Below are 15,241 nucleotides of genomic sequence, written 5' to 3' on the forward strand. Positions count from 1 at the left end.
AGGTCCGCATGTCCGCACCCCTGAAGCTCCCGCCCTTCGACCCCGGCGACCCCCTCGGCATCGACGACCTCCTCACGCCCGAGGACCTCGCCGTCCGTGACACCGTCAGGACCTGGGCCGCCGACCACGTCCTGCCGCACATCGCGGAGTGGTACGAGAACGGCGAGCTGCCCGGGATCCGCGAGCTGGCCCGGGAGCTCGGCTCGCTCGGCGCCCTCGGCATGTCCCTCACCGGATACGGCTGCGCGGGCGCGAGCGCCGTCCAGTACGGGCTCGCCTGCCTGGAGCTGGAGGCCGCGGACTCGGGCATCCGCTCCCTCGTCTCCGTCCAGGGCTCGCTCGCCATGTACGCGATGTGGAGGTTCGGCTCCGAGGAGCAGAAGCAGCGCTGGCTGCCCGGCATGGCCGCGGGCGAGATCATCGGCTGCTTCGGCCTGACCGAGCCCGACCACGGCTCCGACCCGGCCGGCATGCGGACGTACGCGAAGAGGGACGGCGCCGACTGGGTCCTCAACGGCCGCAAGATGTGGATCACCAACGGCTCGGTGGCCGGTGTCGCGGTGGTCTGGGCGCAGACGGACGACGGGGTGCGCGGCTTCCTGGTGCCGACGGACGTCCCGGGCTTCTCCGCCCCCGAGATCAGGCACAAGTGGTCGCTGCGGGCCAGCGTCACCAGCGAGCTCGTCATGGACGACGTACGGCTGCCGGCCGACGCCGTCCTGCCGGAGGTCAGGGGCCTGAAGGGCCCGCTCAGCTGTCTTTCCCACGCGCGCTACGGGATCGTCTGGGGCGCGATGGGCGCCGCGCGCTCCTCGTTCGAGGCGGCGCTCGCGTACGCGAAGACCCGGGAGCAGTTCGGCAAGCCGATCGGCGGCTTCCAGCTCACCCAGGGCAAGCTCGCCGACATGGCGGTGGAGCTGCACAAGGGGATCCTGCTCGCCCACCACCTCGGGCGGCGGCTCGACGCCGGAACGCTCCGGCCCGAGCAGGTCAGTTTCGGCAAGCTCAACAACGTGCGGGAGGCGATCGAGATCTGCCGCACCTCGCGCACCATCCTCGGTGCCAACGGAATCTCGCTGGAGTACCCGGTGATGCGGCACGCCACCAATCTCGAGTCGGTCCTCACCTACGAGGGGACGGTCGAGATGCACCAGCTGGTGCTGGGCAAGGCGCTCACCGGTCTGGACGCCTTCCGGTAGACCCGGTCGGGCGGTGAGCCGGCCTTGCTCAGCTCTGGTTGAAGAAACCGTCCTGCGAACGGCCCGCGGGCTCCCCGCTGATGATCTGCGTGTCGGCGGGGGTCAGCAGGAAGACCCGGGTCGCCACCCGCTCGATCGATCCGCGCAGACCGAAGGCGAGACCGGCGGCGAAGTCCACCACACGCTTGGCGTCGGAGGGCTCCATGGCCGTGAGGTTCACGATGACCGGGACGCCGTCCCGGAAGAGCTCGCCGATGCCCCGGGCGTCCCGGAAGCCGTCCGGGGAGACCGTCGCGATCCGGCGGCCCTGCTCCTGCGCCGTGTCGGACGCCACCCGGACCCGCGGGTCCGTCACCCAGGCGTCGCCGCTCTCGGCACCCTCGGCGTACTCGTCGTCGTAGTAACGCTCGTCGTTGTCCTCGACGAGTCCCAGCCAGGCACTTGCCTTGCGCACCGATCCCATGGACGCCTCCTTTCAGCGCGGTCACTTGTGGTTCCGCAATCCCTATCGTCGTCCATGATGCGGATCGCGCGCCAAGTGGATAGTCGGCGCGCGCGGGTTTCGTGACGGTACTGGTGCAGAACGTGAGGCCTGTTTTCTGGCTGTTCGTCAGGAATCTTGCGGTATGCGGGGCCTGACGGAAGGTCCGGGGGAGTGTGCAACTCAAAATATGAAAGTCGGGCCGGAAGGGTGACGGTCGGAGCGTACGGGTGAACGGCTGGGCGGCGGACGGGCCCGGTACGATGCCTGCCGCAATCGCTGCCGCACGCGCGCGCGACTCACGGGGGAGTCTCTTTGTTCGGAATCGTCAGGCCCTGCACGCACCGGCTCACCGACGGCCTCAGGACCGAGTGGATGGCCCATCTCTGCGGCCTGTGTCTGGCACTTCGGGCCGACCACGGCCAGCTCGCCCGGGTGGTCACCAACTACGACGGCCTGATCGTCTCGGTTCTGACGGAGGCTCAGACCGGGACCGTGGCGGGCGGGCGACGGACCGCGGGCCCCTGTCCGCTGCGCCAGATGAAGAGCGCGCCGGTCGCTCAGGGGGAGGGCGCGCGCCTCGCCGCGGCGGTGTCGCTGGTGCTCGCCTCGGCGAAGATACGCGACCACGTCGCCGACCGGGACGGGCTGTTGGCCCGCAGGCCGGTCGCCGCGGCGGCCCGCCGGGTCGCCAGGTCCTGGGACCGGGCGGGCGCGCGCACCGGGCGCGAGCTCGGCTTCGACACCGCCGTCCTGGTGGACGCGGTGGACCGGCAGACCGGGATCGAGGAGCTCGCCGGCCCCGGCACGCCTCTCCTGACCGTGACCGAGCCCACCGAGACGGCGACGGCGGCGGCCTTCGCCCACACCGCGGTTCTGGCCGGGCGGCCGGGCAACGTGGAGCCGCTGGCCGAGGCCGGCCGGCTCTTCGGGCGGCTCGCGCATCTGCTGGACGCCGTGGAGGACCGGGAGGCCGACGCCGCGGCGGGCGCGTGGAACCCGCTCACCGCGACGGGGACCTCGCCGGAGGAGGCGCGCCGGCTCGCGGACGACGCGCTGCACGGGATCCGGCTGGCGCTGCGAGACGTGGAGTTCGAGAACGGCAGGCTGGCGCACGTGCTGCTCGCGCACGAGCTGCGCAACTCGGTGGACCGCGCGTTCGGCACGACGAGCTGCGCGCACGGCGCGGCCGGACGGCAGGCCGCACACCAGCCGGGGCCGTACCAGCCGGGGCCGTACGCCCCCGGTCCCGTACCGGGCAACCCGTACGCCCCGGGGCCGGGCGGCCCCGGCGGTCCGGGAGGCCCGCTGCCGCCCGAGCCGCCCAACCGGCGCCGTGGCCTGATCGCCGGCTGCGCGGTCTGGCTGGGCTTGGCCTGCACGTGCCAGCTGTGCTGCGGACACGAGGATCCATGGAGCCGGGAGCGCCGCGAAGGGCTCTGCAACGACGTGGGCAGTTGCTGCGACTGCTGTGACTGCTGCAGCAACTGCTGCAGCGGGTGCGGCGGCGGAGAAGGGGACGGGGGCTGCTGCGGCGACTGTGACTGCGGGTGCGACTGCTGACGGGCCGTCGGTCTTCCGTACGGAGTGACTCCGGCGCGACGCCGCGCTCGCGCCCCGGGCTTCCAAGGTCCGTGTGGAAAGGTGGAACACCATGAGCACGGATCCCCAGCAGAGCGCACAGCAGGACTGGCAGCACTGGCACGAGCAACGCACGGCCGCGGTCTCCTCGTCGTACGGCCCGCTCTCCCTCACCGGCACGTACTGGCTCTCCGACTACCCGGAAGGCCGGATTCCGGCCGTTCCCGGGCAGTGGCGGGACGCCGGCGACGAGGTGGTTCTGACGGCGGGTGCCGAGGACGGGATCACCGTCGACGGCACGCCTCTGATCGGCAGTGTCCGGCTCACCGCGGACCACGCCCCGATCCACGAGTCCCGGGTCGAGTCGGCCGGGCGGCGGCTCGTCGTGCTGCGCCGCGAAGGGCTCTGGGCGGTACGGGACTTCGACCCCGAGTCCGAGGCGCGCCGCACCTTCCGGGGCATCGAGGCCACGCCGTACGACGAGCGCTGGGTTGTGCCCGGCACCTTCCGGTCCTACGAGGAGACCCGTCACGTCCGGGTGGAGAACGCCGACGGGAAGGAGCGCGGGCTCGGGCTCGCCGGCGAGCTCTCCTTCGAGCTCCACGGCGCCGAGCACACCCTCCAGGTCGCGGTGGAGGACGACGGCACGCTCTGGGCGGTCTTCGCGGACGCCACCAGCGGCCGTGACAGCTACCGCTTCCGCTTCCTGCGGCCCCCCGCGCCGGCGGCGGACGGCTCGGTGACGGTCGACTTCAACCGTGCGCTGCTGCCGCCGTGCGCCTTCGTGGACCACTTCATCTGCCCGTTCCCGCCGCCGGGGAACACTCTCGACACGGCGGTGCCCGCGGGGGAGCGGCGGCCGGCCGAGGGCTGACCTGGGCGTCCTCCTCCCGGTGCCGTACGAGGGGCGCCCGCGACCGAAAGGCCGCGGGCGCCCCTTCGGTGTGCGGTCTTGTGTGTCCGGTTCCGGAGGGCCACTATCTCAGGCGGTGCATGTCAGGGACACATCATCCTGACGGCGCCTCACGGGCCCGCATCCACGGGCCCCTCCGCTTTCCCATAAGGAGACACGTGAGGAGACCAGTGAGGATCAAGCGCACCCGAATGCTCGCCGTCGCGGCGGGCCTGGCGGCCGTCACCGCCCTCGCACTTCCCGGCGCACACGCGGCCCCCGTGCCCGCGCCCGCCGGAGCCGCCCAGCTCGCCCGCGCCGACGCCGCCGTCCTCAAGGCCGACGTCGGCGGCACGGCCTGGTACGTCGACCGGGCCGCCGGCCGGGTCGTCGTCACCGCGGACTCCACCGTCTCCGACGCCGACATCGCCAAGATCCGCAAGACCGCGGGCGCCGACGCGGACGCGCTGACCGTCGAGCGCACCCCCGGCGTCTTCGCGCCACTGCTCGGCCCGGGAGACGCGATCTACGGCAGCGGCTACCGCTGCTCGCTCGGCTTCAACGTCCGTGACAGCGCGGGCGCCTACTACTTCCTGACCGCCGGCCACTGCGGCGACGTCGTCAGGACCTGGTACGCCAACTCGGCCCAGTCCACGCTGATCGGCCCCACCGTCGGGTCCAGCTTCCCCGGCAACGACTACGCGCTGGTCCGTTACGACAACGCCTCGCTCGCCCACACCGGCGGCTTCACCGCAGCCGACGCGTACGTCGGCGAATCCGTCAAGCGCTCCGGCTCCACCACCGGCACCCGCAGCGGCACCGTCACCGGCCTCAACGCCACCGTCCACTACTCCGGCGGCGGCACCGTGCGCGGCATGATCCAGACCAATGTCTGCGCCGAGCCCGGCGACTCCGGCGGCGCGCTCTACGACGGCACCAAGGCCCTCGGCCTCACCTCCGGCGGCAGCGGAAACTGCTCCGTCGGCGGTACGACCTTCTACCAGCCGGTGCCCGAGGCCCTCGCCAAGTACCGGGTCAGCATCTACTGATCGCCTCTCATCTCCCTTGAGCCGCCCGGGTAGTTGAGCGTCGAACGGCCGAAAACAGGCCCTTGCGGCGCGGCCCCGGGCGGCCCGAGACTCCCCCACAGCGCCGGCCCCCGGCCGCGCCTCACGGGTCCGCCACCCCACGACGGGCCCCCGATTCCCCCTTGGAGGAACGAAAAGTGAGGATCAAGCGCACCACCCCCACATCCCCCCGCAGCGGTGCCACGAGACGGATCCGTCTCCTCGCTGTCACCACCGGCCTCGTCGCCGCGGCGGCGCTCGCCGTCCCCACGGCCAACGCCGACACCAACCAGACCTTCAGCGCGACGCAGCTCTCCGCCGCGGGCGACGCCGTGCTGACCGCCGATGTGGCAGGCACCGCCTGGCACGTCGACCAGGCCACCAACACCCTGGTCGTCACCGCCGACTCCACCGTGTCGCAGGCGGAGATAGCCAAGATCAAGCGCCAGGCCGGCGCCAACGCCGGGGCGATACGCATCGAGCGCACCCCCGGAAAGTTCAACAAGCTGATCTCCGGCGGCGACGCCATCTACGCGACCAGCTGGCGCTGCTCCCTCGGCTTCAACGTCCGTGACAGCGCGGGCAACTACTACTTCCTGACCGCCGGGCACTGCACCGACGGCGCCGGCACCTGGTACTCCAACTCCTCCCGGACGACCGTGCTCGGCTCCACCGCGGGATCGAGCTTCCCGACCAACGACTACGGCATCGTCCGGTACACCAACAGCTCCGTCAGTAAGCCCGGCTCGGTCGGCAGCGTCGACATCACCAGTGCCGCCAACGCCACGGTCGGCATGTCCGTGACCCGTCGCGGCTCCACCACGGGCACCCACAGCGGCTCGGTCACCGGTCTCAACGCCACGGTCAACTACGGTGGCGGCGACATCGTCTACGGCATGATCCGCACCAACGTGTGCGCCGAGCCGGGCGACTCCGGCGGCCCGCTCTACTCCGGCAGCCGCGCCATCGGCCTCACCTCCGGCGGCAGCGGAAACTGCTCCACCGGCGGTACGACCTTCTTCCAGCCGGTCACCGAGGCGCTGAGCCGCTACGGGGTCAGCGTGTACTAGCCGGAGACGGCGCCTGTCGCAGCACGACGACCAGACGACATCAGGTCCCCCGGGTGCGCACCCGGGGGACCTGACGCGGTCCGCCGCTCCACGCGGTCGAGCGGCTACGCCCCAAAGCGTTCACAAAGGGACTTCCGGCCCAGTGGGTCGGGCCCTTCTCGGCCCCTCCTCCGCCCGCGCGAGGAGTCGAATGGAGGCATCAGAGCAGAGGGACCGACGAAGGGGTGTCCGCCATGGAGGCCGTGGAGGCCGTGGAGGCCGTGGAGGCCGAGGTCGAGGAGACGGTGGACGGCCTGGTCCGGAGGGCTCTCGTGGCGCTCGACCGGTTCGAGACCTTCGACCAGGAGCAGGTCGACCACATCGTCAGGAAGGCCTCGCTCGCGGCACTGAGCGCGCACGGCGAGCTGGCGCGGCTGGCGGTGGAGGAGACCGGGCGCGGACTCTTCGAGGACAAGGCCGTCAAGAACCTCTTCGCCTGCGAGCACGTCACGAACGCGATGGCCGGCCTCAGGACCGCCGGAGTGATCCGCCGCGACGAGCTGAACGGCATCACCGAGATCGCCGAGCCCGTCGGTGTCGTCTGCGCGATGACCCCCGTCACCAACCCCACCTCGACCACGGTCTTCAAGGCGCTGATCGCCCTGAAGACCCGTAACCCGATCGTCTTCGCCTTCCACCCCTCCGCGCAGAGGTGCTCCGCCGAGGCCGCCCGGATCGTGCGCGACGCCGCCGTCGCCGCCGGAGCGCCCGCGGACTGCGTCCAGTGGATCGAGGAGCCCTCCATGGAGGCGACCGGCCTCCTGATGCACCACGAGGGCGTCTCCACCATCCTCGCCACCGGCGGCAACGCGATGGTCAAGGCCGCCTACTCCTGCGGCAAGCCCGCCCTCGGCGTCGGCGCCGGAAACGTCCCCGCGTATGTGACGAAGAGCGGAAAGCTCCAGCGGGCCGTCCACGACATCGTGCTCTCCAAGGCCTTCGACAACGGCATGATCTGCGCCTCCGAGCAGGCCGTCATCCTCGACAAGGAGGTGTACGAGCAGGGCGTCGCCGAGTTCGAGCGGCTCGGCGCGTATGTCGTCACCGCCGCGGAGAAGACCAAGCTGGAGGAGTACGTCTTCGGCATCACGGCCCACACCACCGGCTGCGGCGGCGCCGAGCTGAACGCCGCCGTCGTCGGCAAGCCCGCCCGATGGATCGCGGAACAGGCCGGGTTCGACGTGCCCGAGGGCACCACGATCCTGCTCGCCGAGTGCGCCGAGGTCGGCGAGGGCGAGCCGCTCACCCGGGAGAAGCTCTCCCCGATCCTGGCCGTGCTCAAGGCCGACTCCACCGAGCAGGGCCTCGAACTCTCCGCGAGGATGGTCGAGTTCCACGGACTCGGGCACAGCGCGGCCGTCCACACCGAGGACGAGGAGCTCGCCGAGGAGTTCGGCAGGCGCGTCAAGGCGATCCGCGTCATCGTCAACGCCCCGTCGACGTTCGGCGGCATCGGCGACGTCTACAACGCCTTCCTGCCCTCCCTGACCCTGGGCTGCGGCTCGTACGGACACAACTCGGTGTCCGACAACGTCACCGCGGTCAACCTGATCAACATCAAGCGGATCGGACGGCGCAACACCAACATGCAGTGGTTCAAGGTCCCTCCGAAGATCTACTTCGAGCGCAACTCGCTGCGCCACCTCGGAGAGATGGAGGGACTGAAGCGGGTCACGATCGTCACCGACAGGACGATGGGCCGGCTCGGCTTCGTACAGAAGGTCACCGGCATCCTGGGGAGCAGGCCCTCGGCGGTGGTGCTCCAGGTCATTGACGACGTCGAGCCCAACCCCGAGCTGCGGACCGTCCGGACCGGCGCCGCGATGATGCGGGACTTCGCACCCGACACGATCATCGCCCTCGGCGGCGGCTCGGTGATGGACGCGGCCAAGATCATGTGGCTGATGTACGAGCACCCGGAGGTCGAGTTCGCGGACACGAAGGAGAAGTTCTTCGACATCCGCAAGCGCGCCTACCGGTTCCCCGGTCTCGGCGAGAAGGCACAGCTGGTGGCGGTCCCGACCACCTCGGGCACCGGCAGCGAGGTCACCCCCTTCGCCGTCATCTCCGACCCGGAGGCCGCCCGGAAGTATCCGCTCGCCGACTACGCGCTCACCCCGAACGTCGCCATCGTCGACCCCGTCCTGCCGATGCGGCTCCCGGCGACGGTCACGGCCGACTCCGGCTTCGACGCCCTGACCCACGCCACCGAGGCGTACGTCTCCGTCTACGCCAACGACTACACCGACGGGCTCTGCCTCCAGGCGATCAAGCTCATCTTCGAGAACCTGGAGCGGTGCGTGGTGGACGGGGCGTCCGACCCGGAGGCGCGGGAGAAGATGCACAACGCCTCGACCGTGGCGGGGATGGCCTTCGCCAACGCCTTCCTCGGCCTGGTACACGCCATGGCGCACACCCTGGGCAACACCTTCCACGTCGCCCACGGCCGCACCAACGCCCTGCTCCTGCCGCACGTCATCCGGCATAACGGCCAGGTCAGCGGCAAGGCCACCCCGTGGCCGAAGGCCGAGGTCTACCGGGCCCCGGAGCGCTTCCAGGAGATCGCCAGGATGCTGGGCCTGCCGGCCGCGACCCCCGAGGAGGGCGTGGAGTCGTACGCCCGCGCCGTCGAGGACCTGCGGACGAAGTGCGGCATCCCGGCCTCCTTCCAGGAGGAGGGCGTCGACGAGACGGCGTTCATGGAGGCCCTTCACCAGCAGGCGATGAACGCCTACGCCGACCAGTGCGCGCCCGCCAACCCGCGGATGCCGATGATCGAGGAGATGAAGGAGCTGATGACCCGGGCGTACTACGGGAGGTAGCCGCCCACGGCCGCCGGCCCTCCGGCCCGCCGCGGGTCGGAGGGCCTACGCGGGGGCGCCCACCTCGTCGACCTCGTCGGCGACCGGCTCGGACTCCGGTCCGCGCTTCAGCGAGGACATGACCAGCGTGATCACGGTGCCGACGAGCGCCCAGGCGGAGAGGACCAGGAGCGATCCGGTGAGGTCGTTGCCCTTGAAGTACGCGATCGAGCGCGCCGCCCAGGTGCCGGCGCCCGGGGGCAGGGCGGGGCCGATCGCGTGCCAGAACGGTGGCAGCATCGGCAGCGGGAAGGCGCCGCCCGCGCTCGGGTTGCCCGCGACCACGATCAGCAGGATCGCCAGGCCGATGCCCACGATGCCGAAGAGCGACTGCAGGGCCAGGGTCGCCGCCCCGACCGCGAAGACGACCAGCGCCCCCAGCCCCCACAGGGCCGCGACGCTGCCCGGCAGGGCGCCCAGGATCGGGCCGACGATCACCGCGCCGCCGAGGCCGCCGAGGATCGAGTAGAGCGCGAGCACCCCGAGCCGGATGATCGCGCGTTCACGGTTCGCGGGCCGGGAACCGGCGCTGATGGCGAGGATCGCGGCGCAGATGTAGCCGCCGACGCACCAGCCGACGACCAGGTAGAAGGCGGAGAGGCCGTCGAAGTCCTGCTGCGAGGCGGGGGCGACGTCGACGGTCCTGATCGTGCGCTGATCGGCGCCCTCGATCTCGGTGAAGAGCGACTGCAGGGCGGAGGAGAGCACCGTGCCGCCGCCGGAGGCGACGAGCAGGGTGTCGGTGGTCCCGGCGGGGTTCACCACCAGGGCGCCGTCGATGTCCCGGTTCAGGATCTGCTGCCGGGCCTGGGCGTCGTCCGTGACCGCCCGCGGGTCGAGCGGGTCGCCCGGAAGGCTCTCCAGCCGCCCGACGAGCCGGGCGGAGACCTGCTGGGGCGCGACCACGCCGAAGGGCACGTCCTTGGGCGTGGGGTTGTGCAGTGCCCCGACGTACGAGGCGATGAACAGCAGCTGGAGGGCGAAGACGCCGACGACGAGCAGGGCGGCTCGGGGGGTGACGGCACTCTTCAGTTCATCGACGAGACTCATGCCCCCACGCTCCGGGGCGGGGGGTGTTTGCGCAGGTGGGATGGGTCCGAATGGATGAGCGCGCAGCGTATCGTACGCACGTTCGAAATGAGCTAGGGTGAAGAGGAGGGGGTGGGAACGTACGTACGAATTCGATGCGGGAGGTGCGCATGCCGGGCTTCACGCATCTGCACACCGCATCGGGCTTCTCCCTGCGCTACGGCGCCTCGCACCCCGAGCGGCTGGCCGAGCGCGCCGCCGAGCGGGGCATGGACGCCCTCGCCCTCACCGACCGGGACACCGTCGCGGGCGTGGTCCGCTTCGCGAAGGCCTGCGCGGAGGCGGGGGTGCGCCCCCTGTTCGGCGTGGACCTCGCGGTCGAGGGGCCGGTGCCGGGCGGGCGCGGCGCGCACGGCTTCGGGCGGGCCGGCACCGGCCGGACCGGTGGCGGCCCGGAGGGGTACGGCCCGGGTGGTCGGGGTGGTCCGGGTGGTCCGGGCGGCTTCGCCGCGGACGGCCGTGCCGCGTCCGGTTCCGGCGCGGACGGTTCGGGCGCGGACGGTTCGGGTACGGACGGCTCCGGTCGCCCCGGTGGCCGAGAGGCCGCCGGGTGGTCGGCCGCCGGTTCCGGTGCGGCGCGGGTCTCGACCGGTTCCGGGCGGGCCGGTACGGGGTCGGGCGTCGGTTCCGGCATGGGCGGGGCCGCGTCCCGGGGCCGGGCCGGCGGATGGCCCGTGCGGCAGGCCGGGACCTCCGCCCGGCGCGTCCCCGTCCGGGGCGGCGCCTTCTTCGACGAGTCCGCGCCCCGCGCCGTTTTCCTCGCCCGCTCCCGGGAGGGCTGGGCCGCGCTCTGCCGGATGATCAGCGCCGCCCACGCGCCAGGGGGCGAGCAGCCCCTGCTGCTCTGGGACGCCAACCACGGCGACGGTCTGACCGTACTGCTCGGCCCCGCCTCCGACGTCGGCCGGGCCCTCGCCGCCGGCCGCCCCGACCGGGCCGCCCGCCTTCTCGTCCCCTGGCGCGAGCGGTACGGCGACGCCCTGCGCCTGGAGGCCGTCCACCACGGCCGCTCCGGAACCGGCCCCGGCTCGCTCCGGCTCGCCGCCCGTACCGTCGGCTTCGCCGCCGAGCAGGGCGTCCGCCCGGTCCTCAGCAACGCCGTCCGCTACGCCGACCCCGGCCAGGGCCCCGTCGCCGACGTCCTCGACTCCGCCCGCCGTCTCGTCCCCATCGACCCCCGCAAGGAGCTCGACAGCGGCGAGGCCTGGCTCAAGGGCGGGGGCGACATGCTGGCCGCCGCCGAGCGGATCGTCGAGGCCGCGGGCTTCCGCCGGGACGCCGCGCACCGGCTGCTCGACCAGACCCTGGCGGTCGCCGCCGACTGCCTGGTCGACCCCCAGGACGACCTCGGCATGGGCTCCGCCCACTTCCCCGAGCCGTCCCTCGTCGGTGCCGAGCACCGCACCGCCCAGCGCGTGCTGGCCTCCCGGGCCGCCGCGGGCATGGTGCTGCGCGGGTACGAACGGCGCCGCGACTACTGGGACCGGATGCACCGCGAGCTCGACATCATCGCCCACCACGGTTTCGCCACCTACTTCCTGACGGTCGCTCAGGTCGTCGACGACGTGAGGGGCATGGGGATCAGGGTCGCCGCGCGCGGCTCCGGCGCCGGCTCCCTCGTCAACCACCTCCTCGGCATCGCGCACGCCGACCCGGTCGAGCACGGGCTGCTCATGGAGCGCTTCCTGTCCAAGAACCGCACCGCCCTCCCCGACATCGACATCGACGTGGAGTCCGCCCGCCGCCTGGAGGTCTACCGCGCGATCATCGGCCGCTTCGGCACCGAGCGGGTCGCCACCGTCGCCATGCCCGAGACCTACCGGGTCCGCCACGCGGTACGGGACGTGGGCGCCGCCCTGTCCATGGACCCGGCCGAGATCGACCGGATCGCCAAGGCGTTCCCGCACATCCGGGCCCGCGACGCCCGGGCCGCTCTCGACGAGCTGCCGGAACTCCGCGAACTCGCGGGGGAGCGGGAGAGGTTCGGGAAGCTCTGGGAGCTCGTCGAAGCCCTCGACAAGCTGCCGCGCGGGATCGCCATGCACCCGTGCGGGGTGCTCCTCTCGGACGCCTCGCTGCTCACCCGTACCCCCGTCGTGCCCACCAGCGGCGAGGGATTCCCCATGTCCCAGTTCGACAAGGAGGACGTGGAGGACCTCGGGCTGCTCAAGCTCGACGTCCTCGGCGTGCGGATGCAGTCGGCCATGGCCCACGCGGTCGCCGAGGTCGAGCGGGCCACGGGGGAGCGCCCGGACATCGACGCGATCCCGCCCGGCGACCCGGAGACGTACCGGCTGATCCGGTCCACCGAGACCCTCGGCTGCTTCCAGATCGAGTCGCCGGGCCAGCGCGACCTGGTCGGCCGCCTCCAGCCCGCCACCTTCCACGACCTCGTCGTCGACATCTCGCTCTTCCGGCCGGGACCGGTCGCCGCCGACATGGTCCGCCCGTTCATCGAGGCCCGGCACGGCCGGGCCCCCGTCCGCTACCCGCACCCGGACCTGGAGGGGCCGCTGAAGGAGACGTACGGCGTCGTCGTCTTCCACGAGCAGATCATCGAGATCGTGCGGATCATGACCGGCTGCGGCCGGGGCGAGGCCGATCAGGCGCGGCGCGGGCTCTCGGACCCCGAGTCGCAGGGCCGGATCAAGGTCTGGTTCGCCCAGCAGGCGGAGCGGCGCGGGTACGACCCCGAGGTCGTCGCCCGTACCTGGGAGATCGTGGAGGCCTTCGGCTCGTACGGCTTCTGCAAGGCGCACGCGGTGGCCTTCGCCGTACCGACGTACCAGTCGGCCTGGCTCAAGGCCCACCATCCGGCGGCCTTCTACGCGGGGCTGCTCACCCACGACCCCGGCATGTACCCGAAGCGACTGCTGCTCGCGGACGCACGGCGGCGCGGGGTGCCGGTGCTGCCGCTGGATGTGAACCGGTCCGCGGCCGCTCATCGAATCGAACTGGTGTCCGGACCGCCGGAGCGGTGGGGCCTGCGCCTCGCCCTCGCCGACGTCCACGGCATCAGCGAGGCGGAGAGCGCGCGGATCGAGGCCGGACAGCCGTACGCCTCGCTGCTCGACTTCTGGGAGCGGGCCAGACCGCGCAAACCGGTGGCCGAACGGCTCGCACAGGTCGGCGCGTTGGACGACTTCGGCGCCAACCGCCGTGATCTGCTGCTCCACTTGACCGAACTCCACCGCACCCAGCGAGGCGCCGCCTCCTACGGCGGTCAACTCCCGCTCGCCCAGGGCAGGAAGACCGCCCCCATCGGCCTGCCCGACCTCGACGAGTCGGAGCGGCTCAGCGCCGAACTGGGCGTCCTCGGCATGGACGCCTCGCGCCACCTCATGGGCGACCACCATGCCTTCCTGCGCGAACTCGGCGTGGTCTCCGCCAAGCGGCTGCGCGAGGCCCCGCACGGGCGGACCGTCCTGGTCGCGGGCGCCAAGGCGGCCACCCAGACCCCGCCGATCCGCTCGGGCAGGCGGGTCATCTTCACCACGCTCGACGACGGCACGGGCCTGGTCGACCTCGCCTTCTTCGACGACTCCCACGAGGCCTGCGCGCACACCGTCTTCCACTCCTGGCTGCTGCTCGTGCGCGGTGTCGTGCAGCGGCGCGGACCGCGCAGCCTCAGCGTGGTCGGGTCCGCGGCCTGGAACCTCGCCGAACTGGTCGAACTGCGGGCGGCCGGCGGCCTGGAGGCGGTGGGGGAGCGGCTCGCGGAGCCCACGCCGACGCCGGCAGGGAACGGCGACAGCGGCCGCCGGATCACGATGGAGACCGGATACGAGATGAACCCCTGGGCGGACCTGAAGCCGGCCGGCGAAGGCGCGGCGACCCCGCCGCGGAAGCTGTGGCACCAGAGTCCGGGGAGCGCGGGATGATCCTCTGTATACGGTTCCGCCTCGAGCCCATGTGGGAGGCGCTTCTCCCACAACTGCTCGGCCTGCTCGGCGAGTTCACCCCGGTCGTCGAGGCCGCACCGCCCGACACCCTGCTCGCCGACGTCCGGGGCGCGCTGCGCTACTTCGGCTGGAGCCCGACGGAGCTGGCCTCGGTGATACGGGTCAGGGCGCTCGCCCTGTACGGCGTCGACTGCGTCATCGGGGCCGGCCCGAACCCGATGCTGGCCCGGATGGCGGCCCGCGAGGCCCGCCCCGGCGCCACCCTGGTCGTCGAGGATGCGGCCGCCTTCCTGCGGGACCGCCCGGTCGCCGCGCTCGACGGGGTGGGCCGCACCACCGCCCGTACCCTGTGCGCGTACGGACTCGACTCCATCGGCCGGGTCGCGGACGCGCCGCTCGCCGTGCTCCAGCGGCTCGTCGGCGCGAAGGCCGGGCGCGAGCTGGGGGAGCGGGCGCGGGGTGTCGACCGCACCCCGGTCGTACCGAACGCGGTCTCCCGCTCGACGGCGGCCGAACGCTCCTTCCCCCGTGACGAGCTGGACCCGTCGGTCCACCGCAGGGCGCTGCTCTCGCTCGCCGAGGAGCTGGGCGCCCGGATGCGGTCGGAGAAGCAGGTGTGCCGTTCCCTGACGGTGACCGTGCGGTACGCGGACCGGTCCACCACCACCCGTACCCGCACGCTGCCCGAGCCGACCGCGCACTCGGCGGCGCTCACCGCCCTCGCGTACACGATCCACGACTCGTTCGGGCTGCAGCGGGCCCGGGTGCGGGGGATCGCGCTGCGCGCGGAGGGGCTCGGGGCCGCGGAGGGGGCCGCGCATCAGCTGACCTTCGATCCGGCTGATGAGAAGGCCCGGCGGCTCGAGGCGGTGGCGGACCGGGCGCGGGCGAGGTTCGGTCCGGGGGCGATCGTGCCGGGCTCCCTGGCGGCCTGACGCTCGGCCGCTACTCCTTATTGACGAGAAGTCACTTTTTACCGACGCGTAACTTCCCTGTCGAGGCTACCCGTGCGTAGCTTGGCATGAGCAGAGCATCCCCACTTGTGGTCCGGGCCGCAGGG

At 72.4% G+C, this 15,241-nt stretch carries 10 protein-coding genes; 8 read left to right on the forward strand and 2 right to left on the reverse strand.

Going from position 1 to position 15,241, the window contains the following annotated elements; all coding sequences use genetic code 11:
• Window positions 1-8 precede the first annotated feature (8 nt).
• On the forward strand, window positions 9-1,199 hold the full coding sequence (locus tag FDM97_RS11220) for an acyl-CoA dehydrogenase family protein (RefSeq protein ID WP_137990260.1): 1,191 nt from the start codon (window positions 9-11) through the stop codon (window positions 1,197-1,199).
• A 28-nt stretch (window positions 1,200-1,227) separates the two neighbouring features.
• On the opposite strand, the gene FDM97_RS11225 is transcribed toward FDM97_RS11220, so the two are convergent.
• Complete coding sequence (locus FDM97_RS11225) at window positions 1,228-1,662, reverse strand: cell division protein SepF (protein WP_137990261.1); 435 nt, start codon at window positions 1,660-1,662, stop codon at window positions 1,228-1,230.
• A gap of 333 nt (window positions 1,663-1,995) precedes the next feature.
• Between FDM97_RS11225 and FDM97_RS11230 the strand changes: the two genes are divergently transcribed.
• The 5 genes from FDM97_RS11230 (at window position 1,996) to adhE (ending at window position 9,151) form a co-directional block, all read left to right on the forward strand.
• The gene (locus FDM97_RS11230) at window positions 1,996-3,243 is read left to right on the forward strand and encodes a DUF5685 family protein (RefSeq protein ID WP_137990262.1); all 1,248 of its coding nucleotides are present in this window, start codon (window positions 1,996-1,998) and stop codon (window positions 3,241-3,243) included.
• A gap of 91 nt (window positions 3,244-3,334) precedes the next feature.
• On the forward strand, window positions 3,335-4,135 hold the full coding sequence (locus tag FDM97_RS11235) for a DUF1684 domain-containing protein (protein ID WP_137990263.1): 801 nt from the start codon (window positions 3,335-3,337) through the stop codon (window positions 4,133-4,135).
• A gap of 230 nt (window positions 4,136-4,365) precedes the next feature.
• Complete coding sequence (locus tag FDM97_RS11240; RefSeq protein ID WP_254705913.1) at window positions 4,366-5,202, forward strand: S1 family peptidase; 837 nt, start codon at window positions 4,366-4,368, stop codon at window positions 5,200-5,202.
• 176 nt (window positions 5,203-5,378) lie between these two features.
• Window positions 5,379-6,290 (forward strand): S1 family peptidase, encoded by a 912-nt coding sequence (locus tag FDM97_RS11245; protein ID WP_137990265.1) that lies wholly within the window; start codon window positions 5,379-5,381, stop codon window positions 6,288-6,290.
• 233 nt (window positions 6,291-6,523) lie between these two features.
• Complete coding sequence (adhE, locus tag FDM97_RS11250) at window positions 6,524-9,151, forward strand: bifunctional acetaldehyde-CoA/alcohol dehydrogenase (RefSeq protein ID WP_137990266.1); 2,628 nt, start codon at window positions 6,524-6,526, stop codon at window positions 9,149-9,151.
• A 45-nt stretch (window positions 9,152-9,196) separates the two neighbouring features.
• On the opposite strand, the gene FDM97_RS11255 is transcribed toward adhE, so the two are convergent.
• Window positions 9,197-10,240: a DUF3533 domain-containing protein gene (locus tag FDM97_RS11255; RefSeq protein ID WP_137990267.1), complete on the reverse strand. Its 1,044-nt coding sequence runs from the start codon at window positions 10,238-10,240 to the stop codon at window positions 9,197-9,199.
• A gap of 149 nt (window positions 10,241-10,389) precedes the next feature.
• Here FDM97_RS11255 and FDM97_RS11260 point away from each other — a divergent pair, with 149 nt between their 5' ends.
• Together FDM97_RS11260 and FDM97_RS11265 are read left to right on the forward strand one after the other, a co-directional pair.
• Complete coding sequence (locus FDM97_RS11260; protein ID WP_137990268.1) at window positions 10,390-14,160, forward strand: DNA polymerase III subunit alpha; 3,771 nt, start codon at window positions 10,390-10,392, stop codon at window positions 14,158-14,160.
• Window positions 14,157-15,116, forward strand: coding sequence for a DNA polymerase Y family protein (locus FDM97_RS11265; RefSeq protein ID WP_137990269.1), 960 nt, complete (start codon window positions 14,157-14,159; stop codon window positions 15,114-15,116). The genes FDM97_RS11260 and FDM97_RS11265 overlap by 4 nt, the downstream gene beginning before the upstream one ends.
• Window positions 15,117-15,241: the final 125 nt, after the last annotated feature.

The sequence above is a fragment of the Streptomyces vilmorinianum genome, assembly GCF_005517195.1.
Classification (GTDB): Bacteria; Actinomycetota; Actinomycetes; order Streptomycetales; family Streptomycetaceae; genus Streptomyces; species Streptomyces vilmorinianum.

Bases quoted from the DNA above. Each gene is read 5' to 3' on its own strand.
- FDM97_RS11265 (WP_137990269.1), top strand. From the start codon at position 14,157: ATGATCCTCTGTATACGGTTCCGCCTCGAGCCCATGTGGGAGGCGCTT.
- adhE (WP_137990266.1), top strand. From the start codon at position 6,524: ATGGAGGCCGTGGAGGCCGTGGAGGCCGTGGAGGCCGAGGTCGAGGAG.
- FDM97_RS11235 (WP_137990263.1), top strand. From the start codon at position 3,335: ATGAGCACGGATCCCCAGCAGAGCGCACAGCAGGACTGGCAGCACTGG.
- FDM97_RS11240 (WP_254705913.1), top strand. From the start codon at position 4,366: ATGCTCGCCGTCGCGGCGGGCCTGGCGGCCGTCACCGCCCTCGCACTT.
- FDM97_RS11260 (WP_137990268.1), top strand. From the start codon at position 10,390: ATGCCGGGCTTCACGCATCTGCACACCGCATCGGGCTTCTCCCTGCGC.
- FDM97_RS11255 (WP_137990267.1), bottom strand. From the start codon at position 10,240: ATGAGTCTCGTCGATGAACTGAAGAGTGCCGTCACCCCCCGAGCCGCC.
- FDM97_RS11225 (WP_137990261.1), bottom strand. From the start codon at position 1,662: ATGGGATCGGTGCGCAAGGCAAGTGCCTGGCTGGGACTCGTCGAGGAC.
- FDM97_RS11220 (WP_137990260.1), top strand. From the start codon at position 9: ATGTCCGCACCCCTGAAGCTCCCGCCCTTCGACCCCGGCGACCCCCTC.